Consider the following 22267-nt stretch of genomic DNA (forward strand, 5'->3'; position numbering starts at 1 on the left):
ACTGGGGCGCAGAACGTCAGGTCGTTGCAACAGCAACCTTCCGTTTCTAATTTCTTTTGGGCACGCTTTGCGTGCCCGTTTTACAAGTTGGCCGCTATGCAGGAAAACAGATCCCATCCCGACACGACGTTTGCGTTGAAGAATGTCTCCTTCCGTGTGCCTGGCCGCACGCTTTTGCATCCTCTCTCGTTAACCTTTCCCGTGGGTAAAGTGACCGGTCTTATCGGCCACAACGGCTCCGGTAAATCCACCTTATTGAAAATGCTGGGACGCCATCAGCCGCCGTCAGAAGGTGAAATCCTGCTTGATGAGCAGCCGCTGGAGAGCTGGAGCAGTAAAGCATTTGCCCGTAAGGTCGCCTATTTACCGCAGCAGTTACCGCTGGCCGAAGGGATGACGGTACGTGAGCTGGTGGCGATTGGTCGTTATCCGTGGCATGGGGCGCTGGGACGTTTTGGCGTGGCTGACAGAGAGAAAGTAGAAGAGGCTATTTCGCTGGTCGGCTTAAAGCCGCTGGCGCATCGCCTGGTAGATAGCTTGTCTGGCGGCGAGCGTCAACGTGCGTGGATTGCCATGCTGGTGGCGCAGGACAGCCGCTGCCTGCTGCTTGATGAACCGACCTCGGCGCTGGATATCGCGCATCAGGTTGACGTGCTGGCGCTGGTGCATCGCTTGAGCCAACAGCGTGGGTTGACTGTGGTTGCCGTACTGCATGATATCAACATGGCGGCCCGCTACTGTGATTACCTGGTCGCGCTGCGCGGCGGTGAAATGATTGCCCAGGGAACGCCCGCGGAACTGATGCGTAGTGAAACCCTGGAACTGATTTACGGTATCCCGATGGGCATTTTGCCGCATCCGGCCGGTGCCGCACCCGTGAGTTTTGTCTATTAATGATTGGATTACCTCATCTTTCCCGTCGACGGCTGCTAACGGCAATGGCGTTGTCGCCGCTACTGTGGCAAATGAATACAGCCCGTGCGGCGGCGGTTGATCCACAGCGTATAGTGGCGCTGGAATGGCTTCCGGTTGAGCTGCTGTTGGCGCTGGGTGTTGCACCTTACGGCGTCGCGGATGTTCCAAACTACAAACTGTGGGTCAACGAACCCGTGCTGCCGGACTCCGTCATTGATGTCGGATTACGTACTGAACCAAACCTCGAACTGCTGACCGAAATGAAACCCTCATTTATGGTCTGGTCGGCAGGTTACGGTCCTGCACCTGAGAAGCTTGCACGTATTGCGCCGGGTCGTGGCTTTAACTTCAGTGATGGCAAAAAACCGCTGGCGGTTGCGCGTCAGTCGTTGCAAGAACTGGCGCAGTTGCTGAATCTGCAGACCGCTGCCGAACGTCATCTGGCGCAGTACGAACACGTGATTGCCAGCCTGAAACTGCGCTTTGTTCAGCGAGGCTCACGGCCATTACTGCTGATGACCCTGCTCGATCCTCGCCATATGCTGGTGTTTGGGCCTAACTGCTTGTTTCAGGAGGTGCTGGATGAGTACGGGATCCGCAACGCCTGGCAAGGCGAAACCAACTTTTGGGGCAGCACCGCAGTAGGAATTGATCGGCTTGCCGCCTACAAAGATGTTGATGTGCTGTGCTTCGATCACGGTAACAACAGGGATATGCAGGCACTGATGTCCACACCGTTGTGGCAGGCGATGCCATTTGTTCGCGCCGGACGTTTTCAGCGTGTTCCCGCCGTCTGGTTCTATGGTGCAACGCTATCGGCGATGCATTTTGCCCGCATTCTGGATAATGCGCTGGGGGGCAAAGCGTGAGTAAACGAATTGCGCTATTCCCGATCCTTCTGCTGGCGGTTCTGTTTGTGGCTGCCTGCTGGCTGACCTGGTTTAACTTTTCCGCTGCTCTACCGCGTAGCCAGTGGCAACAGGCTATCTGGTCACCGAATATCGATATCATTGAGCAGATGGTTTTCCACTACAGTTTGCTGCCGAGGCTGGCGATTTCACTGCTGGTCGGTGCCGGGCTGGGGCTGGTCGGCGTCTTATTTCAGCAGGTGCTGCGTAACCCACTGGCAGAGCCAACCACGCTGGGCGTCGCAACCGGTGCGCAGTTGGGCATTACCGTCACCACGCTATGGGCGATTCCCGGTGCGCTGACCACGCAATTCGCGGCGCTGGCGGGAGCATGTGTTGTTGGGGCACTGGTGTTTGGCGTTGCCTGGGGCAAGCGTCTTTCTCCGGTGACGTTAATCCTTGCCGGGCTGGTGGTCAGCCTGTACTGCGGGGCAATTAATCAGTTGATGGTTATCTTCCATCACGATCAGCTGCAAAGCATGTTTTTATGGAGCAGCGGTACGCTAACCCAAACCGACTGGAGCGGCGTACAGCGCCTGTGGCCGCAGTTGCTGGGCGGCGTGATGCTGACGCTGCTGTTACTGCGCCCGATGACGCTGATGGGATTGGATGACGGCGTGGCGCGTAACCTCGGTCTGGCGTTATCGCTGGCGCGCCTGGCGGCCTTGTCGCTGGCGATTGTTCTCAGCGCCTTACTGGTTAACGCCGTTGGGATTATCGGCTTTATTGGCCTGTTTGCACCGCTGCTGGCGAAAATGCTCGGCGCGCGGCGTTTGTTGGCGCGTCTGATGCTGGCTCCGCTGATTGGGGCATTGATCCTCTGGCTCTCTGACCAAATTATTCTGTGGCTGACCCGCGTATGGATGGAAGTCTCCACTGGTTCGGTGACGGCGCTGATTGGCGCGCCATTGCTGCTGTGGCTGTTGCCGCGCCTTAGAAGTATGAGCGCGCCGGATATGAATGCCAGTAACCGCATCGCTGCTGAGCGCCAGAATGTACTGATGTTTGCCCTGGCAGGCGGGGCGATATTGCTGCTGACCGTTATTGTGGCGCTCGCGTTTGGTCGCGATGCGCACGGCTGGACATGGGCCAGTGGTGCAATGCTGGATGAGTTGATGCCCTGGCGCTGGCCGCGTATTCTGGCTGCACTGGTGGCTGGCGTAATGCTGGCTGTGGCGGGTTGTATTATTCAGCGTCTGACCGGAAACCCAATGGCCAGCCCGGAAGTATTAGGCATTAGTTCCGGGGCGGCATTTGGCGTGGTGTTAATGCTATTTCTGGTCCCCGGAAATGCCTTTGGCTGGCTGATGCCGGCCGGGAGCCTCGGGGCGGCAGCCACCTTGCTTATTATTATGATTGCCGCCGGGCGCGGGGGCTTTTCACCGCACCGCATGTTGCTGGCAGGGATGGCGCTCAGCACGGCGTTTACAATGCTGCTGATGATGCTGCAGGCCAGCGGCGATCCGCGCATGGCGGGTGTGTTGACCTGGATCTCCGGCTCAACCTATAACGCGACGGGCGAACAGGTGCTGCGCACCGGAATTGTAATGGTTATCCTGCTGGCAATGACGCCGCTGTGCCGTCGTTGGCTGACGATTTTACCGCTTGGCGGCGATACGGCGCGGGCAGTGGGGATGGCGATCACGCCGTCGCGAGTAGGATTACTGCTGTTGGCGGCGGGGCTGACGGCAACAGCAACCATGACCATTGGACCGTTGAGCTTTGTCGGGCTAATGGCGCCGCATATTGCTCGTATGATGGGCTTTCGCCGGGCGATGCCGCATATGCTGATTTCGGCGCTGGCGGGAGGAGTGTTGCTGGTGTTTGCCGACTGGTGTGGGCGTATGGTGCTGTTTCCGTATCAGATCCCAGCGGGACTGCTATCGACGTTTATTGGCGCGCCGTACTTTATCTATCTGCTGAGAAAACAGAGTCGTTAATTATGCCGGATGGCGGCATAAATGCTTTATCCGGCCTACGGGGGCAAATGTAGGCCGGGTAAGCGTAAGCGCCACCCGGCAATTCATCACTTACAATTTCGCAAACACCCGGCGTGCGGCGTCGATGGTGTTATTGATATCGTCTTCGCTGTGCGCGACAGACATAAAGCCCGCTTCGAAGGCGGACGGCGCCAGGTAAACGCCTTCATCCAGCATCATGTGGAAGAAACGCTTGAAGCGTTCAACATCGCAGGCCATCACGTCCTGATAGCAGGTCACGGTTTCGGCATCGGTGAAGAAAATCCCGAACATCCCGCCGACATGGTTAACTACCAGCGGAATATTCGCTTCTTCGGCAGCTTCCAGCAGACCTTCCGCCAGACGCGTCGTCAGTTCGTTCAACGTCTCATGAATCCCCGGCTGGGCGACTTCATTCAGACAGGCGAATCCGGCCGCCATCGCAATTGGATTACCGGAAAGCGTCCCCGCCTGGTAAACCGGTCCGGTCGGCGCCAGTGCGTCCATCACATCGCGACGGCCACCGAATGCGCCAACGGGCATGCCGCCGCCGATGATTTTGCCAAGACAAGTCAGGTCCGGTACAACGCCGTAATAATCCTGCGCACCGGCCAGCGCCACGCGGAAACCGGTCATCACTTCATCGATGATCAACAGCGCGCCAAACTCATCGCACAGCGCACGCAGGCCTGGCAGGAATTCCGGCAGCGGCGGGATGCAGTTCATGTTGCCCGCGACCGGCTCAACGATGATGCAGGCGATCTCCTGCGGATACTGTTCGAATGCCGCACGTACTGAGGCAAGATCGTTATAGGTGCAGGTCAGGGTATGTTTTGCGAAATCTGCCGGAACCCCCGGGGAGTTAGGCTGACCCAGCGTTAACGCGCCGGAACCGGCTTTGACCAGCAGACAGTCGGCATGACCGTGGTAGCAGCCTTCAAATTTGATGATCTTATCGCGACCGGTGAAACCGCGCGCCAGACGGATCGCGCTCATTGTGGCTTCGGTACCGGAGTTCACCATACGTACCATATCCATGGTTGGCACTAACTCAGTGACCAGCGCCGCCATTTTTACTTCCATTTCGGTCGGCGCGCCGAAGCTTAAACCGCGCTCTGCCGCTTCAATCACGGCATTGCGAATTGCCGGGTGGTTGTGACCCAGCACCATCGGCCCCCAGGAGCCGACATAATCGATATAGGCTTTACCATCGACATCATACAGATATGCGCCGTCAGCTTTTTCAATAAACAGCGGAGTACCACCCACGCCAGTAAAGGCGCGAACGGGGGAGTTAACGCCGCCGGGGATAAGTTCGCGTGCTGCGCTGTAGAGGTTTTCAGACTTACTCATGGATGGGGTCCTGGTTCGTAGAAAAAGTAAATGCCCGCTATTCTAGTTATTCAGAGAAGGTTATGAAAGTTTTGCGTATTTGAAACAATACGATTTACAGGGGATTTTCACGAAACGTGCGAGTAGAATGCCGTTTCCGTATTTGTATTACCAATTAATGATTATCTGATGAAAACAGACACCCCTTCTTTTGAAGCACAACAAATTGTGCGTTTACGGCGCAGGGATCAGATCCGTCGACTCCTTGATCGTGACAAAACGCCGTTGGCGATCCTCTTTATGGCCGCCGTGGTTGGGACAGTGACGGGGTTGGTGGGTGTGGCGTTTGAGAAAGCCGTGACCTGGGTGCAGAATCTGCGTATTGGCACGCTGGCACAGGTTGCTGACCACGCCGTCCTGGTATGGCCTTTGGCGTTTATTCTTTCTGCATTGCTGGCGATGGTGGGTTATTTTCTGGTGCGTAAATTTGCCCCGGAAGCCGGTGGTTCGGGGATCCCTGAGATTGAAGGCGCATTGGAAGAGCTCCGCCCGGTGCGCTGGTGGCGTGTGCTGCCGGTAAAATTTATCGGCGGTATGGGTACGCTGGGTGCCGGAATGGTGCTTGGGCGAGAAGGACCAACCGTGCAGATTGGTGGCAATATCGGGCGCATGGTGCTGGATATTTTCCGCATGCGTAGCGCCGAAGCGCGGCACACCTTACTGGCAACCGGTGCGGCTGCGGGGCTGTCAGCCGCGTTTAATGCGCCTTTGGCCGGCATTCTGTTCATTATTGAAGAGATGCGACCACAGTTTCGTTATAACCTCGTGTCGATCAAAGCCGTATTTACTGGCGTGATTATGTCGAGCATTGTATTTCGTATTTTCAACGGCGAGGCCCCGATTATTGAGGTCGGGAAACTCTCCAATGCGCCGGTTAATACGCTGTGGTTGTACCTCATCCTCGGGATTATTTTTGGTTGCGTCGGGCCGTTGTTCAATACCATGGTGTTGCGTACCCAGGATATGTTTCAACGCTTTCACGGTGGTGAAATTAAAAAATGGGTGCTGATGGGCGGTGCGATCGGCGGCCTGTGCGGGATCCTCGGTTTGATTCAACCTGAAGCGGCAGGCGGTGGATTTAACCTGATCCCGATTGCCGCTGCGGGCAATTTCAGCGTGGGCCTGCTGCTGTTTATCTTTATCGCCAGGGTTATCACCACGCTGCTGTGCTTCTCATCCGGCGCGCCTGGTGGGATATTTGCCCCAATGCTGGCGTTAGGCACATTGCTGGGAACTGCATTTGGCATGGCTGCAGCAGCCTCTTTTCCGCAGTATCATCTGGAGGCGGGGACGTTTGCTATTGCCGGGATGGGGGCATTGCTGGCCGCTTCAGTGCGTGCGCCGTTAACGGGCATTGTGCTGGTGCTGGAAATGACGGATAACTATCAGCTCATTTTGCCAATGATTATTACCTGTCTTGGCGCAACACTATTAGCCCAGTTTATGGGTGGAAAACCGCTATACTCGACTATCCTTGCCCGCACGCTGGCTAAACAGGAAGCGGAGCAGGCGGCAAAAAGCCAGAGTACCGCCACGGGCGAGAATACTTGAACGAAATACCAGGGTATTAGATAATGGCCTTAACCATTGGGTTATAATTTGCCCAATTGCCAATGTCGTTTGGAGCAAAATATGAGTGATGACGTAGCGCTGCCACTGCAATTTACTGAAGCAGCAGCCAATAAAGTAAAAAGCCTGATCGCAGATGAAGATAACCCAAATCTGAAATTACGCGTGTATATCACCGGCGGTGGTTGCAGCGGTTTCCAGTACGGTTTTACCTTTGATGATCAGGTAAACGATGGTGATATGACCATTGAGAAACAAGGTGTTGGTCTGGTGGTTGACCCGATGAGCCTGCAGTATCTGGTAGGTGGTGCGGTTGATTACACCGAAGGTCTGGAAGGTTCTCGCTTCGTTGTGACTAACCCGAACGCCAAAAGCACCTGCGGGTGTGGTTCCTCTTTCAGCATCTGATTGCTGTCTGCAATACCGGTGGTCTGATGGTGTAGGCCCGGTAAGCGTAGCGCCACCGGGCAATGTGCCGGATGGCGGCGTAAACGCCTTATCCGGCCTACATGTTTTGCATCGTCACATCAACGCCCGTTATCATCCAGCGCAAACGTCGGCAATTTCAAATGCCAACGAATGGCGGCAAGCCGAATCAACAGGGTGACAATCATCCCCATCATACTGGCGTTTTCCAGCGATACATTAAAGGTATAAAACGCTGTCGCATGCACGATCCCGCCGATAATACACGCCGTGGCGTAGATTTCGGTGCGCAAAATCATCGGCACTTCACGCGCTAACACGTCGCGAATAATTCCGCCGCCGACGCCGGTAATCACTCCCATACAAATCGCCACCAACGGTCCGGTTCCGGCGAGAAACGCTTTATTCACGCCAATACCCACGAACACCGCCAGGCCAACGGCATCCAGCACCGGAAGGATCCATTTCGGCAAGCGTCTTGGCTGACGCACCAGCACGATCGTCAACATACTGGTGATCATCGCCACCACCAGGTCGGTGGGATCTTTAACCCAGAATACGGGGCCATGATCCAGCGCCATATCACGGATCGTACCGCCACCGACGGCGGTTACCACGCCCAGGACCAGAACGCCGAAGGGGTCCATACGCAGTTTTCCGGCAAGCAATACGCCAGAGATAGCAAATACCGCGGTACCGACAATATCCAGCCAATAGACGAGCATCTTTACATCCTCACAATAAACCTGGTGGGGGCAGGCGCTAATTTACTTGTGAAAGCGCATTACAGAGTTGTTTTGCGGCGAGGATAATACGCGGGCTCGCGCGTTCAAACCAGTCACTATCAAGAGTAATAACCGGGATTTTTAGCTGATTTCCCCAGTATTGCTCAATTTTAAGAATTTCGCCTGAACCGCCGGTAGCAACAATTGCCTGAGGGGCTCTTGCCAGTACCTGTTCGCGGCTGACCTGCGGCCATGGAACCCGGCTGCCGGAAAAGATGTTTTCTCCACCACATACCTCAAGAACCTGGTTTTGAATGGAACCTTTTCCACTGGTAAATAGAGGATTTGCGCCAAACTGGAGAAACACACGTTTTTTAGGTTTGTTGGCATACTGAGACTTTAGTAAAGCATACTCATCAAGCAGGGTTTGCGCAGCTTGCTTTGCCTGTTCAGGCTTGGGACTCCATGGCGCAAGTTGACGCAATGCATCTGCGACCTGCTCGATGGTGACGGCATCGACCCAGATGACCTTAATTCCCAGGGCGGTCAGTTGATTAACCTGTCGCTCAGCATTCCCTCCACGCCAGGCAATAACCAAATCGGGTTTGAGCGCCACAATACGTTCCAGATTCATGCCTTGCCAGGTTGAGACCTCTTCAATATTTTTGGCCTCGGGCGGGTAGTTTGAATAGCTGCTGACGCCAACGGGGGTAATACCGGCGGCGAAGGCCAGTTCAGTGTTGGCTGGGGAAAGCGAAATAACGCGCGGCGCGGCGTAAAGCCACGCCGGAAGAATGAAAAGCAGGGCGACCAGCGCCCTGGAGATGTATTTAGCCATGTGCCAGTTTCTGCACCAGCGTTTCAACCATCAGGCTTGACTGTTTCGCGGCAACGACCAGGAACTCGTCAAAGCTGAGATGGGACTGCTGATCGGCGACGTCAGAGATAGCGCGAACGACAACAAACGGCACATTAAAGTTGTGACACACGTGCGCAATTGCGGTTGCTTCCATCTCAACGGCAATCGCTTGTGGGAAGTTATGCTTAATTTTTGCCAGACCAACGGAACCGTTAATGAAGGCATCGCCGCTGACGATCAGTCCACGGACGGCGTTCAGATTGAGTTCGGCAATGCAGGATTCCGCCGCAGCAATCAGTGTCGGGTTGGCTTTAAAACCGGCCGGGCAGCCCGGTAGCTGGCCAAATTCATAGCCGAATGCGGTGACGTCAGCATCGTGATAGCGCGCTTCGTCAGAAACCACGATATCACCCACTTTCAGCGTAGAAGCCAGGCCACCCGCAGAACCGGTATTGATGATGGCGTCCGGCTTGCAGCGTTCAAGCAGCAGCGTAGCGCCGAGCGCCGCAGCTACTTTACCGATGCCTGATTTCAGTAGCGCAACCTCAGTACCGTTCAGTTGGCCGGTGTAAATTTCACAACCGCCAAGAGCGATTGTCTGACGGTTTTCGATTTTGTCACGCAGCAGCGTAACTTCTTCTTCCATTGCACCAATGATGCCGATTTTCATAGATTTACTCGCGATAAGCCAGATTTGAGGGCATAGTCTATCATGCGCTTAAGGGGTAGCGCATTTCTCAGGCGGGAGAGGACATGGCACAGATCGATTTCCGAAAAAAAATAAACTGGCATCGTCGTTACCGTTCACCGCAGGGCGTGAAATCTGAGCATGAGATCCTGCGCATTTTCGAAAGCGACCGTGGACGCATTATCAATTCTCCGGCTATTCGCCGACTGCAGCAAAAAACCCAGGTCTTTCCGTTGGAGCGTAACGCGGCGGTGCGTACGCGCCTGACGCACTCGATGGAAGTTCAGCAGGTAGGGCGTTATATCGCCAAAGAGATCCTCAGCCGACTGAAAGAGCAAAAGCTGTTGGAGCAGTACGGCCTGGATGAGTTGACCGGTCCCTTTGAAAGCATCGTCGAAATGTCCTGCCTGATGCATGACATCGGCAATCCGCCGTTTGGTCATTTTGGCGAGGCAGCGATTAATGACTGGTTTCGCCAGCGACTCTATCCGGCTGACGCTGAAAGTCAGCCGTTAAGCGACGATCGCTGCCTGGTGTCTGCGTTACGTTTGCGTGAAGGTGAAGAGTCGCTCAATGATATTCGCCGCAAGGTACGTCAGGACCTGTGCCATTTTGAAGGCAATGCGCAGGGCATTCGGCTGGTGCATACTCTGATGCGCATGAACCTGACCTGGTCGCAGGTGGGGGGAATTTTAAAATATACGCGCCCGGCATGGTGGCGTGGAGGTACGCCGGCGACGCATAACTATTTAATGAAGAAACCGGGCTATTACCTTTCCGAGGAACCGTATATTGAGCGGTTACGTAAAGAATTATCCTTAGCACCTTACAGTCGCTTTCCATTAACCTGGATTATGGAAGCAGCGGACGATATCTCTTATTGTGTGGCTGATCTGGAGGATGCTGTTGAGAAAAGAATCTTCAGCGTCGAGCAGCTTTACCACCATCTGTATGAGGCGTGGGGGCATCATGAAAAAGGTTCCCTGTTTAGTCAGGTTGTTGAGAACGCCTGGGAAAAATCTCGTTCAAATACATTAAGCCGCAGTACTGAAGATCAGTTCTTTATGTATTTACGCGTTAATACGCTGAATAAGCTGGTACCGTACGCCGCTCAGCGTTTTATTGATAATTTGCCGCAAATTTTTGAGGGGAGTTTTAATCACGCTTTATTAGATGATGCCAGTAGCTTCAGTCAGTTGCTAGGGGTATATAAAAATGTAGCGGTAAAACATGTGTTTAGTCATCCAGATGTGGAACAGCTGGAATTGCAAGGCTATCGGGTTATCAGTGGGCTTCTGGAAATCTACCAACCACTGCTAAAAATGTCATTATCCGACTTTAGCGGACTGGTTGAACACGAAAGATTAAAACAGTTCCCTATCGAATCACGATTATTTCAAAAGTTGTCTACCCGCCATCGTCTTGCTTATGTTGAGGCGGTCAGTAAAATATTGCCGGGTAGTGCCGAGTTCCCGGTCATGGAATATTATTACCGCTGCCGTTTAATTCAGGATTATATCAGCGGGATGACTGACTTGTATGCCTGGGATGAATATAGACGGCTGATGGCGGTAGAACAATAAATACTCATTTGTAAAGACGGACAATAAAATTTTACTTTTTCCTTAAACTTCATTCTGGAACTTAGCGCTATAAAACGACTCTGAGGTATACAGCAATTTTGCGTGACCTGTTAATCGAGAACGAAACACATGAAAAAAACCACATTAGCAATGAGTGCACTGGCTCTGAGTTTAGGTTTGGCGTTGTCCCCCCTGTCTGCAACGGCGGCTGAGACAGCGTCTTCAGCGACAACAGCCCAACAGATGCCAAGCCTGGCCCCGATGCTCGAAAAAGTGATGCCATCGGTGGTGAGTATTAATGTCGAGGGGAGCACGACGGTCAATACGCCGCGTATGCCGCGTAATTTCCAGCAGTTCTTTGGTGATAACTCTCCGTTCTGCCAGGACGGTTCTCCGTTCCAGAGCTCACCGTTCTGCCAGGGCGGTGCTCCGGGCGCTGACAACGGCGGTGGCCAGCAGCAGAAATTTATGGCGCTGGGGTCTGGCGTCATCATTGATGCCGCGAAAGGGTATGTTGTGACCAACAACCACGTGGTCGATAATGCCACGGTGATCAAGGTTCAACTGAGCGATGGGCGTAAGTTTGACGCAAAAATCGTCGGAAAAGATCCGCGCTCTGATATCGCGTTGATCCAAATTCAGGATCCGAAAAACCTGACGGCAATTAAGCTGGCAGATTCTGATGCGCTGCGCGTGGGTGATTACACTGTAGCGATTGGTAACCCGTTTGGCCTCGGTGAAACGGTGACATCAGGTATCGTTTCTGCACTGGGGCGTAGTGGCCTGAATGCCGAAAACTACGAGAACTTTATCCAGACGGATGCGGCGATCAACCGCGGTAACTCTGGCGGTGCGCTGGTTAACCTGAATGGTGAGTTGATCGGGATTAACACCGCGATCCTCGCGCCGGACGGTGGCAACATCGGGATCGGTTTTGCTATCCCAAGCAACATGGTGAAAAACCTGACTTCGCAGATGGTTGAGTTCGGCCAGGTTAAACGCGGTGAGCTGGGTATTATGGGGACTGAGCTGAGCTCTGAGCTGGCGAAAGCGATGAAAGTGGATGCCCAGCGTGGGGCATTCGTCAGCCAGGTTATGCCGAACTCTTCTGCAGCGAAAGCCGGTATCAAAGCCGGGGACGTGATTACTTCCCTGAACGGTAAACCAATCAGCAGCTTCGCTGCCCTGCGTGCGCAGGTCGGCACCATGCCAGTGGGTAGCAAAATTAACCTTGGCCTGCTGCGCGACGGTAAGCCGGTCACCGTGAACCTGGAATTGCAGCAGAGCAGCCAGACTCAGGTTGATTCCAGCTCTATCTTCAAAGGCATTGAAGGTGCCGACATGAGCAACAAAGGCCAGGATAAAGGTGTCGTGGTAAGCGACGTGAAACCGAATTCTCCGGCTGCACAGATCGGCCTGAAGAAAGGGGATGTGATTATCGGTGCGAATCAGCAGCCGGTGAAAAACATCGCCGAATTGCGCAAAATCCTCGACAGCAAACCCGCTGTACTGGCGCTGAACATTCAGCGTGGCGACAGCTCCATCTATCTGTTGATGCAGTAATCTCCCTCAACCCCTTCCTGTATCAGGGAAGGGGTTTCTTTTTGTGATACCTCCCACAACTCCATATTTCTCCCTTCCGCTTTGTGCATTTGCACAATGTCGCCGCTTATTATCTTCCCTATGCTTGAGCTCTGCTCACAGGAGGGGTTTATGGCTGGCTGGCACCTTGATACCAAAATGGCGCAGGATATCGTGGCGCGAACCATGCGCATCATTGATACCAATATCAACGTAATGGATGCCCGTGGGCGGATAATCGGCAGTGGCGATCGCGAACGCATTGGTGAATTGCACGAAGGTGCGCTGTTGGTACTTTCGCAGGGCCGGGTGGTGGACATTGACGATGCAGTGGCGAGGCATTTGCACGGCGTGCGTCAGGGGATAAACCTGCCGTTGCGGCTCGAAGGCGAAATCGTTGGCGTTATCGGCCTTACCGGTGAACCGGAACATCTGCGTAAATACGGCGAGCTGGTGTGCATGACAGCCGAAATGATGCTGGAGCAGTCGCGCCTGATGCATCTGTTAGCGCAGGACAGTCGTCTGCGCGAAGAACTGGTGATGAACCTGATTCAGGCGGAAGAGAATACCCCGGCGCTGATGGAGTGGGCGCAACGTTTAGGCATTGATTTGAACCAGCCGCGCGTGGTGGCAGTGGTAGAGGTTGATAGTGGCCAGCTTGGCGTTGACAGCGCGATGGCGGAGCTACAGCAATTGCAGAACGCGTTGACTACGCCTGAACGTAATAATCTGATTGCGATTGTTTCCCTGACCGAGATGGTGGTGCTGAAACCGGCGCTCAATCAGTTTGGTCGCTGGGACGCGGAAGATCACCGCAAGCGTGTTGAACAGTTGATCGCCCGTATGAAAGAGAACGGACAACTACGCTTTCGCGTATCGCTGGGCAACTATTTTACCGGGCCGGGCAGCATTGCCCGTTCGTATCGCACCGCACGTACAACCATGATGGTCGGCAAGCAGCGCATGCCGGAAAGCCGTAGCTATTTCTACCAGGATTTAATGTTGCCAGTGCTGCTGGACAGCCTGCGCGGCGGCTGGCAGGCCAACGAGCTGGCGCGTCCGCTGGTTCGGCTGAAAGCGATGGATAACAACGGCTTGCTGCGTCGGACTTTAGCGGCGTGGTTTCGGCATAACGTTCAGCCGCTGGCGACCTCAAAAGCGTTGTTTATCCACCGTAATACGCTGGAATATCGCCTGAACCGAATTTCAGAGCTAACCGGGCTGGATTTGGGGAATTTTGACGACCGACTGTTGTTGTATGTGGCGTTGCAACTGGATGAACAGCATTAATTCCTTGCCTGATGACACTACACATATCAGGCAAAATGCCGGGGGGCGGCTTCGCCTTACCCGGCCTACGAATACATTCACATGCGGTTACTTACGCGTCAGTTTTTCCAGATCGGCTTCAATTTCGCTGATCTTGTTGGTCACGACGCTTTCCAGATGACGTAAATCATCAAGGATCTTGCGTTTAAGATCGACTTCGCTGCGATCGCGCTGGCAGATCTGATCCAGTTCGTCGATCACATAGCGCAGGTTTGGACTGATCTCCTGCACTTCTTTGTAGCCCTGGCCGACGCCATCGGCGACAACCGTTTTACGCTGACGGGGATATTTGAACTTCACGCTCTTGGCAAAAAACTCGCCTTTATCCTTCTGGAAATAGATTTTCAGGATATCGTTGTTGGCTTCTTGCCGCAGGCTGTAACGATCGATTTCTTCAGGATTAGTAATGCCCAGACTTTTCAGATTGTCATACATAGCGGTACCCTTAAGCTCACCATAACCATTGAATAATTAACGAAAAGCCTTGTTTATGCCACTCGCAGATGTAAAAAAAGCGGGCTAAGCCCGCTTTTTCAAATTGCTGTTAGTCGATGGTACGTAACAGTTCGTTGATACCCACTTTGCCACGCGTTTTAGCGTCGACTTTCTTCACGATCACCGCGCAGTACAGGCTGTATTTGCCATCTTTCGACGGCAGGTTGCCGGAAACGACAACAGAGCCCGCCGGTACGCGGCCATAATGCACTTCGCCTGTTTCACGATCGTAAATACGGGTGCTCTGACCGATGTACACGCCCATAGAGATAACAGAGCCTTCTTCGACGATCACGCCTTCAACCACTTCAGAGCGCGCGCCGATGAAGCAGTTGTCTTCGATGATGGTCGGGTTAGCCTGTAACGGCTCCAGTACGCCACCGATGCCAACGCCGCCGGACAGGTGAACGTTTTTACCAATTTGCGCGCAGGAACCCACGGTCGCCCAGGTATCAACCATCGTACCTTCATCCACATAAGCGCCGATGTTCACGTAAGACGGCATCAGCACGGTGTTACGGGCGATAAACGCACCCTGGCGTACGGCCGCTGGCGGAACCACGCGGAAACCTTCTTTCTGGAAGCGTGCTTCGTCGTAGTTGGCGAATTTCATCGGCACTTTATCGAAGTAACGGCTTTCCGCACCCTCGATAACCTGATTATCGTTAATACGGAAAGAGAGCAGGACCGCCTTTTTCAGCCACTGATGCGTGACCCACTGACCCTCAATCTTTTCTGCGACGCGCAGTGCACCGGAATCCAGTAAAGCAATAACCTGATTCACCGCTTCGCGGGTTACGGTATCTACATTTGCCGGAGTAATGTCGGCACGGCGCTCGAAAGCGGACTCAATAACGTTCTGTAACTGCTGCATTGTTAAACTCTTTCCATAATAAATAAAAACATTACCCTTTATCGTTTGGATTGAGGGCCTCTGTCAACCGTTGATGTACTTCCTGCTGTAGCTCATTATTAAGGGCACGCCGGTCGGCGGTGGCGATTATGAATAAATCTTCTACTCGTTCGCCAATAGTTGTAATTCGGGCGCCATGCAGCGAAATTCCCAGATCGGCAAAAATCTGCCCGACCCGCGCCAGCAGTCCAGGCTGGTCGAGAGCGATAAGCTCAAGGAATGATTTGCGGTCGGTATGGGTCGGAAGAAAAGTGACCTCGGTATCGACGGTAAAGTGGCGTAATTTTGCCGGTTGACGACGCGGCTGCGGCGGTTGCCAACTGCGTTGAGTAATGGCTTGTTCAAGCCCAAAACGGATCGCTTCGTGCCTGTCTGACGACAGCGGACTGCCGTCCGGCTCCAGAACGATGAACGTATCCATCGCCATGCCATCACGGGTGGTGAAAATCTGTGCATCGTGAACGCTAAGATTACGCCTGTCCAGTTCGGCGCAGACGGCGGCAAACAGGTAAGGGCGGTCCGGGCTCCAGATGAAAATCTCCGTTCCGCCTCGCGTGGCCTGCGGGCTGAGTAAAATTAGTGGTTTACTGAGATCGTGCTGCAGCAGATGACGCGCATGCCAGGCCAGTTGATTTGGGCTGTGGCGCACGAAATAGTTGGCGCGACAGCGCGACCAGATGTGGTGCAGCGCTTCTTCATCAATGTTGTCCATACGCAGTAGCGCCAGTGCCTGCAGCTGATGATGGCGCACACGCTCGCGCATATCCGGTGTATTTTGCATCCCACGACGCAGCTGTTTTTCCGTGGCGAAGTATAATTCGCGCAACAGGCTTTGCTTCCAGCTATTCCACAGTGTTTCGTTAGTAGCGCAAATATCTGCGACGGTCAGGCACACTAAAAAGCGCAGACGATGTTCCGTTTGTACTTCTTCAGCGAATTGCTTGATCACCTCCGGATCCTGAATATCACGGCGCTGAGCGGTCACCGACATTAGCAGATGCTGGCGCACCAGCCACATGACCAGATTTGTTTCACGCGAGTTGAGTCCGTGTAATTCGGCGAACTTGAGTACGTCCTGAGCCCCCAGAATAGAGTGATCGCCGCCACGTCCTTTGGCGATATCGTGGAACAGCGCAGCAATCAGAATGAGTTCCGGTTGACGCAGGCGCGGCCACAGATCCACACACAGCGGATGGCGCGGGCGAGTCTCTTCCCTGGCAAAACTTTCCAGTTTGAGCATTACGCGGATAGTGTGCTCATCCACCGTATAAGCATGAAACAGGTCAAACTGCATTTGACCGACAATGTGTGACCACTGCGGCATATAGGCCCATAACACGCTGTGGCGATGCATTGGCAACAGGCCGCGACTCACTGCACCCGGATGGCGCAACATGCTGAGAAATAGCGAGCGCGCTTCCGGAATGTAGCACAGCGGTTGAGTTAAATGACGGCGGGCATGACGCAAATGACGCAGTGTGGTGGAGTAAATTCCGGTGATCGCGCTATTGCGTACCATGATGTAAAACATCCGCAAAATAGCCTCGGGCTCGCGGATAAACAGGTCGTCATTGCGCAGGTCAATCAATGTGCCACGCAACTGAAAGTCGTCATCAATTGGGCGCGGTTTTTCATCAGCCGGCATGGCGAGGATCGCCTCGTCAAACAGCTGGAGCAGCATGTGGTTCAGTTCACTCACTCGTCGCGTGACCCGGAAATAGTCTTTCATCATCCGCTCGATCGGCTCATTGCCTTCACCGCCATAATTGAGGCGTTGAGCCACGCTGAGCTGTCGATCAAACAGCAGACGATTATCGTAACGGTTCACGATCAGATGCAATGCAAAGCGAATGCGCCACAGAATATGCAAACATTCATTCAGTTCGGCGCGCTCCGCCAGCGTCAGGAAGCCGAAGCCGACCATCTCATCCAGCGACGTGGCACCAAAATGACGGCGGGCGACCCATTGCAGGGTGTGGATGTCGCGCAGTCCACCAGGACTGCTTTTGATATCCGGCTCCAGGTTGTAGCTGGTGCCGTGATAGCGCTGATGGCGTTGATTCTGTTCTTCCACTTTGGCAGCGTAAAATTTATCGGACGGCCAGAAACCTTCGCTAAAAATATGCTTTTGTAGCTCCAGAAACAGCGCCACGTCGCCAATCAGCAGGCGTGTTTCTATCAGGTTGGTGGCGACGGTTAAATCCGATAGCCCCTCCAGCAGACACTCTTCCAGCGTCCGCACGCTGTGCCCAACCTCTAGCCTCACGTCCCATAGCAGCGTTAACAGCTCGCCGACTTTTTCGGCCTGTGCGTCAGGGAGCTTTTTACGACTCAGGATCAGTAGGTCAATATCGGAAAGGGGATGCAGTTCGCCGCGTCCGTAACCGCCAACAGCAACCAGCGCCAGATCGGCAATCTGACCGAAACCGGCTTCAATCCACAGACGCTGAAGTAACTGGTCAATAAACTCGGTGCGGGCCTCAATGAGTTGCTCTGCGGAGATCCCGCTGTCAAACGCTTCGCCTAACCAGTGCTGGAAAGCGTCGATATGCGCTTTAATGCCGGGGCAGTTGAGGTCGTGCTGTGGCCATGTCCCTGGGTTTTGCGGTTGGCCAGGCAGGGTGGGGAGGGCAGTATTTGCGTGCTGTTCAGGAAGAGTATTCATTATGCGCCACCCATTAAAAAGCCGGATGGCGGCTAATGCGCCTTACCCGGCCTACGGATTTACTCTTAATCCTTCAAGCTGCTTCTGCGTTGGCTGCGCTCGTTCACTCCAGTCACGTACTTTTGTACGCTTCTGGAGATTCACTCTCTTGCCGTCTTGAAGCAACTCGAATGATTTTGAGTAAAGGTGCAATTTGTAGGCCTGATAAGATGCAGGGGCATCGCCATCAGGCAAAACATTATTCGCCGTGTGTGATGATCGCCGGGATGGTGTCATCCGTGCGTAACGTCAGAATTTCACAGCCGTTTTCCGTCACCACAATAGTATGCTCGTACTGAGCAGACAAGCTCCGGTCTTTGGTTTTCACCGTCCAGCCGTCTTTCATAGTGCGGATACGGTAATCACCGGCATTCAGCATCGGTTCTACGGTGAAGGTCATGCCCGGCTGCAGTACCACACCGCCGTCATCCGCATCATAATGCAGAACCTGCGGTTCTTCATGGAAGCCGCGACCAATGCCGTGACCGCAGTATTCACGGACCACAGAGAAACCTTCGCCTTCCGCGTATTTCTGAATTGCAGCACCCAGGGTACGCAGGCGAATACCTGGTTTTACCATGCGCAGCGCCAGGTACAGGCTTTCCTGCGTGACGCGGCACAGACGCTCGCCAAGAATGGTCGGTTTCCCGACGATAAACATTTTGGACGTATCGCCGTGGTATTCGTCTTTAATCACTGTGACGTCAATGTTGACGATATCGCCGTCTTTCAGGAGCTTGGCATCGTCCGGGATCCCGTGGCACACGACTTCATTAATAGAGATGCACACGGATTTCGGATAACCGTGATAGCCCAGGCATGCGGAAATGGCCTGCTGTTCATTCACGATGTAGTCGTTACAGATGCGATCCAGCTCGCCGGTGCTGACGCCCGGTTTAACAAACGGTGCGATCATTTCCAGTACATCGGCGGCCAGACGGCCAGCGACGCGCATTTTTTCGATTTCTTCAGGAGTCTTAATTGAGATAGCCATGAATTCTGTCCATCAGTGCCGATGATATCGGCAATAATTGTTTAAGTGCTGCCAATGGTATCAGTCCCGCATACATGCTGCCAAATTGAGAATCATTCTAAACTTCGCCTTTCGTGCCACAGGTGCGTTGGCTGTATTTTTTCACTCCAGTCACTTACTACATGTAAGCTCCTGGAGATTCAAAAATTTGCCGCCTTCCTGTAACACGAAATTCATCGTTCATTCAGCACACAGTACCAACAATTATTGGTGTCGACGGCGTATTTGTGGTATAAAGCGCGCCGGACTTCCGTTCTATTCGCAGACTACACACGATGGACGGGAGCGACAAATCTCACTTTGTGTAACAACACACACGTATCGACACATATTCCGGGGTGCCCTTAAGGGTCGGTAATATGGGATGCGTGGAGGCTTAACCCCAACTTTTATATATAGAGGTTTTAATCATGGCAACTGTTTCCATGCGCGACATGCTCAAGGCTGGTGTTCACTTCGGTCACCAGACCCGTTACTGGAACCCGAAAATGAAGCCGTTCATCTTCGGTGCGCGTAACAAAGTTCACATCATCAACCTTGAGAAAACTGTACCGATGTTCAACGAAGCTCTGGCTGAACTGAACAAGATCTCTGCTCGTAAAGGTAAAATCCTTTTCGTTGGTACTAAACGCGCTGCAAGCGAAGCGGTGAAAGACGCTGCTAACAGCTGCGACCAGTTCTTCGTGAACCATCGCTGGCTGGGCGGTATGCTGACTAACTGGAAAACCGTTCGTCAGTCCATCAAACGTCTGAAAGATCTGGAAACTCAGTCTCAGGACGGTACTTTCGAAAAGCTGACCAAGAAAGAAGCGCTGATGCGCACCCGTGAGCTTGAGAAACTGGAAAACAGCCTGGGCGGTATCAAAGACATGGGCGGCCTGCCGGACGCTCTGTTCGTAATCGATGCTGACCACGAGCACATTGCTATCAAAGAAGCAAACAACCTGGGTATCCCGGTATTTGCTATCGTTGATACCAACTCTGATCCGGACGGTGTTGACTTCGTTATCCCGGGTAACGACGACGCAATCCGTGCTGTGACCCTGTACCTGGGCGCTGTAGCTACTACCGTTCGTGAAGGCCGTTCTCAGGATCTGGCTTCCCAGGCGGAAGAAAGCTTCGTAGAAGCTGAATAATAAGGCACGCTCGTTAGAGCGACCCCTTATATATCCTAGGTAATTCGAGTTGCTGGAAGGCGTTGACGCAACGAATCCCCCGGAGCTTACGTCAGTAAGTGACTGGGGTGAGTAAGGAAAACAACGCACCAGCAGCTTGAAGAATGACGGATATAGGCCAGGTAGTATCACGTTTGGTTAGGGGGCCTGTATATGGCCCCCTTTTTCACTTTTAAATCTGTGCGGTTTCATGCCGGGCAGATCAAATCTTCCGAGGATTTTAGAATGGCTGAAATTACCGCATCCCTGGTAAAAGAGCTGCGTGAGCGTACTGGCGCAGGCATGATGGATTGCAAAAAAGCACTGACTGAAGCTAATGGCGACATCGAGCTGGCAATCGAAAACATGCGTAAGTCCGGTGCTATTAAAGCAGCGAAAAAAGCAGGCAACGTTGCTGCTGACGGCGTAATCAAAACCAAAATCGACGGCAATATCGCTTTCATTCTGGAAGTTAACTGCCAGACTGACTTCGTTGCTAAAGATGCTGGTTTCCAGGCATTTGCTGACAAAGTACTGGACGCTGCCGTTGCTGGCAAAATCACTGACGTTGAAGTTCTGAAAGCACAGTTCGAAGAAGAACGTGTTGCTCTGGTTGCTAAAATCGGTGAGAACATCAACATCCGTCGCGTGGCTTCCCTGGAAGGCGAAGTACTGGGTAGCTACCAGCACGGTGCGCGTATCGGTGTTCTGGTTGCTGCAACTGGCGCTGATGAAGAACTGGTTAAACAGCTGGCAATGCACATTGCTGCAAGCAAACCAGAATTCGTTAAGCCGGAAGACGTTTCTGCTGAAGTAGTAGAAAAAGAATACCAGGTTCAGCTGGATATCGCGATGCAGTCTGGCAAGCCGAAAGAAATCGCAGAGAAAATGGTTGAAGGCCGCATGAAGAAATTCACCGGCGAAGTTTCTCTGACTGGTCAGCCTTTCGTTATGGAACCGAGCAAATCTGTTGCTCAGCTGCTGAAAGAGCACAACGCTGACGTAACTGGTTTCATCCGCTTCGAAGTGGGTGAAGGCATCGAGAAAGTTGAGACTGACTTTGCAGCAGAAGTTGCTGCGATGTCCAAGCAGTCTTAATTTTAAAAGGAGCCGCCTGAGGGCGGCTTCTTTTTGCGCCCGACTTGTAAATTCAGCTAAGCGCTATAGTGGCAGGGCTGAAAAGCGACATACAATGTCGCTGGAATTAACTCATCTCATTCGTTGACAGTCTCAGGAAAGAAACATGGCTACCAATGCAAAACCCGTCTACAAACGTATTCTGCTTAAGTTAAGTGGCGAAGCTCTGCAAGGTTCAGAGGGCTTCGGTATTGATGCAAGCATACTTGACCGTATGGCTCAGGAAATCAAAGAGCTGGTCGAGCTGGGAATCCAGGTTGGCGTAGTGATCGGTGGTGGTAACCTGTTCCGTGGTGCTGGTCTGGCGAAAGCAGGGATGAACCGCGTCGTGGGCGACCACATGGGCATGTTAGCCACCGTAATGAACGGTCTGGCGATGCGCGATGCGCTTCACCGCGCCTATGTGAACGCTCGCCTGATGTCCGCTATCCCTCTGAACGGCGTGTGTGATAACTACAGCTGGGCGGAAGCGATCAGCCTGTTGCGTAACAACCGCGTGGTTATTTTGTCCGCTGGTACAGGCAACCCGTTCTTCACCACTGACTCCGCAGCCTGCCTGCGTGGTATTGAAATTGAAGCGGATGTGGTTCTTAAAGCCACTAAAGTTGATGGTGTGTTTACCGCCGACCCAGCTAAAGATCCAACAGCAACCATGTACGAACAGTTGACCTATGCTGAAGTACTGGATAAAGAACTGAAAGTGATGGATCTGGCTGCGTTCACGCTGGCTCGTGACCACAAATTACCGATTCGTGTCTTCAACATGAACAAACCGGGTGCGTTGCGCCGCGTTGTGATGGGTGAAAAAGAAGGCACGTTAATCACGGAATAATTCCCGTTGCGGCTAAATGCAGGTAATATTCCGCTTTAATGTCGCGGGATACGTCCCTCAAAATTA

19 protein-coding genes and 1 pseudogene are annotated in these 22267 nt (G+C 53.3%); 12 read left to right on the forward strand and 8 right to left on the reverse strand.

All coding sequences use genetic code 11. The annotated features are described in order from the left end of the window. Positions 1 to 96 precede the first annotated feature (96 nt). From fhuC to fhuB, 3 genes are read left to right on the forward strand one after another with little or no spacing between them, the layout of a single operon-like run. Positions 97 to 894 (forward strand): Fe3+-hydroxamate ABC transporter ATP-binding protein FhuC, encoded by a 798-nt coding sequence (gene fhuC, locus JTI85_RS05200; RefSeq protein ID WP_048212658.1) that lies wholly within the window; start codon positions 97 to 99, stop codon positions 892 to 894. After that, a complete protein-coding gene (gene fhuD / locus JTI85_RS05205) occupies positions 894 to 1784 on the forward strand; it encodes a Fe(3+)-hydroxamate ABC transporter substrate-binding protein FhuD (RefSeq protein WP_115600951.1) in 891 nt (296 codons plus the stop codon). The genes fhuC and fhuD overlap by 1 nt, the downstream gene beginning before the upstream one ends. Then, complete coding sequence (fhuB, locus tag JTI85_RS05210) at positions 1781 to 3763, forward strand: Fe(3+)-hydroxamate ABC transporter permease FhuB (RefSeq protein ID WP_115600950.1); 1983 nt, start codon at positions 1781 to 1783, stop codon at positions 3761 to 3763. Before fhuD ends, fhuB begins: the two co-directional genes overlap by 4 nt. 90 nt (positions 3764 to 3853) lie before the next feature. Here fhuB and hemL read toward each other — a convergent pair whose 3' ends face one another. Then, complete coding sequence (gene hemL, locus JTI85_RS05215; protein ID WP_101741409.1) at positions 3854 to 5134, reverse strand: glutamate-1-semialdehyde 2,1-aminomutase; 1281 nt, start codon at positions 5132 to 5134, stop codon at positions 3854 to 3856. Between the two features lie 168 nt (positions 5135 to 5302). On the opposite strand from hemL, the gene clcA reads away from it, so the two are divergent. From clcA to erpA, 3 genes and pseudogenes are all read left to right on the forward strand, one after another. After that, positions 5303 to 6724, forward strand: a complete 1422-nt coding sequence (gene clcA / locus JTI85_RS05220; protein WP_048212654.1) for a H(+)/Cl(-) exchange transporter ClcA — start codon at positions 5303 to 5305, stop codon at positions 6722 to 6724. Between the two features lie 23 nt (positions 6725 to 6747). After that, a pseudogene (gene yadW / locus JTI85_RS05225) lies at positions 6748 to 6813 on the forward strand (small protein YadW). Then, positions 6806 to 7150: an iron-sulfur cluster insertion protein ErpA gene (erpA, locus tag JTI85_RS05230; protein ID WP_003018581.1), complete on the forward strand. Its 345-nt coding sequence runs from the start codon at positions 6806 to 6808 to the stop codon at positions 7148 to 7150. The pseudogene yadW and the gene erpA overlap by 8 nt, the downstream one beginning before the upstream one ends. Positions 7151 to 7269: 119 nt before the next feature. Here the strand turns inward: erpA and JTI85_RS05235 are convergent, their stop codons facing one another. Genes JTI85_RS05235 through mtnN form a run of 3 tightly spaced genes read right to left on the reverse strand, consistent with a single transcriptional unit; the run spans position 7270 to position 9422 of the window. After that, positions 7270 to 7893, reverse strand: coding sequence for a TRIC cation channel family protein (locus tag JTI85_RS05235; protein ID WP_101741410.1), 624 nt, complete (start codon positions 7891 to 7893; stop codon positions 7270 to 7272). Between the two features lie 37 nt (positions 7894 to 7930). Further along, the gene (gene btuF, locus JTI85_RS05240) at positions 7931 to 8731 is read right to left on the reverse strand and encodes a vitamin B12 ABC transporter substrate-binding protein BtuF (RefSeq protein WP_048212652.1); all 801 of its coding nucleotides are present in this window, start codon (positions 8729 to 8731) and stop codon (positions 7931 to 7933) included. Further along, entirely contained in the window at positions 8724 to 9422 is a 699-nt protein-coding gene (mtnN, locus tag JTI85_RS05245) for a 5'-methylthioadenosine/S-adenosylhomocysteine nucleosidase (RefSeq protein ID WP_048212651.1), read from the reverse strand. Before mtnN ends, btuF begins: the two co-directional genes overlap by 8 nt. Positions 9423 to 9505: 83 nt before the next feature. Between mtnN and dgt the strand changes: the two genes are divergently transcribed. The 3 genes from dgt (at position 9506) to cdaR (ending at position 13894) form a co-directional block, all read left to right on the forward strand. Next, positions 9506 to 11023 carry a dGTPase gene (gene dgt, locus JTI85_RS05250; RefSeq protein ID WP_219352220.1) on the forward strand — a complete coding sequence of 506 codons (1518 nt, stop codon included), beginning with the start codon at positions 9506 to 9508 and terminating at the stop codon, positions 11021 to 11023. Positions 11024 to 11152: 129 nt separating this feature from the next. Next, a complete protein-coding gene (gene degP / locus JTI85_RS05255; RefSeq protein ID WP_005132129.1) occupies positions 11153 to 12586 on the forward strand; it encodes a serine endoprotease DegP in 1434 nt (477 codons plus the stop codon). Between the two features lie 150 nt (positions 12587 to 12736). Next, positions 12737 to 13894, forward strand: coding sequence for a DNA-binding transcriptional regulator CdaR (cdaR, locus tag JTI85_RS05260; protein WP_003018564.1), 1158 nt, complete (start codon positions 12737 to 12739; stop codon positions 13892 to 13894). An 87-nt stretch (positions 13895 to 13981) separates the two neighbouring features. Here the strand turns inward: cdaR and JTI85_RS05265 are convergent, their stop codons facing one another. The 4 genes from JTI85_RS05265 to map form a co-directional block, all read right to left on the reverse strand. Continuing rightward, a complete protein-coding gene (locus JTI85_RS05265) occupies positions 13982 to 14368 on the reverse strand; it encodes a DUF3461 family protein (protein ID WP_003018562.1) in 387 nt (128 codons plus the stop codon). Between the two features lie 109 nt (positions 14369 to 14477). Beyond that, entirely contained in the window at positions 14478 to 15302 is an 825-nt protein-coding gene (gene dapD, locus JTI85_RS05270) for a 2,3,4,5-tetrahydropyridine-2,6-dicarboxylate N-succinyltransferase (RefSeq protein WP_003837532.1), read from the reverse strand. A 31-nt stretch (positions 15303 to 15333) separates the two neighbouring features. Next, positions 15334 to 18006, reverse strand: coding sequence for a bifunctional uridylyltransferase/uridylyl-removing protein GlnD (gene glnD, locus JTI85_RS05275; protein WP_048212649.1), 2673 nt, complete (start codon positions 18004 to 18006; stop codon positions 15334 to 15336). Between the two features lie 238 nt (positions 18007 to 18244). Beyond that, entirely contained in the window at positions 18245 to 19039 is a 795-nt protein-coding gene (gene map, locus JTI85_RS05280) for a type I methionyl aminopeptidase (protein WP_048212648.1), read from the reverse strand. 449 nt (positions 19040 to 19488) lie between these two features. Between map and rpsB the strand changes: the two genes are divergently transcribed. The 3 genes from rpsB to pyrH all read left to right on the forward strand — a co-directional run bounded on the left by rpsB (position 19489) and on the right by pyrH (position 22201). Further along, the gene (rpsB, locus tag JTI85_RS05285) at positions 19489 to 20214 is read left to right on the forward strand and encodes a 30S ribosomal protein S2 (RefSeq protein ID WP_005132117.1); all 726 of its coding nucleotides are present in this window, start codon (positions 19489 to 19491) and stop codon (positions 20212 to 20214) included. 264 nt (positions 20215 to 20478) lie between these two features. Further along, positions 20479 to 21330, forward strand: a complete 852-nt coding sequence (gene tsf / locus JTI85_RS05290; protein ID WP_005132116.1) for a translation elongation factor Ts — start codon at positions 20479 to 20481, stop codon at positions 21328 to 21330. Positions 21331 to 21475: 145 nt separating this feature from the next. Beyond that, positions 21476 to 22201 (forward strand): UMP kinase, encoded by a 726-nt coding sequence (pyrH, locus tag JTI85_RS05295; RefSeq protein WP_005132114.1) that lies wholly within the window; start codon positions 21476 to 21478, stop codon positions 22199 to 22201. The last annotated feature ends 66 nt before the right edge of the window (positions 22202 to 22267 follow it).

The organism is Citrobacter sp. Colony219 (genome assembly GCF_019382635.1).
Taxonomy (GTDB): Bacteria; Pseudomonadota; Gammaproteobacteria; order Enterobacterales; family Enterobacteriaceae; genus Citrobacter; species Citrobacter youngae.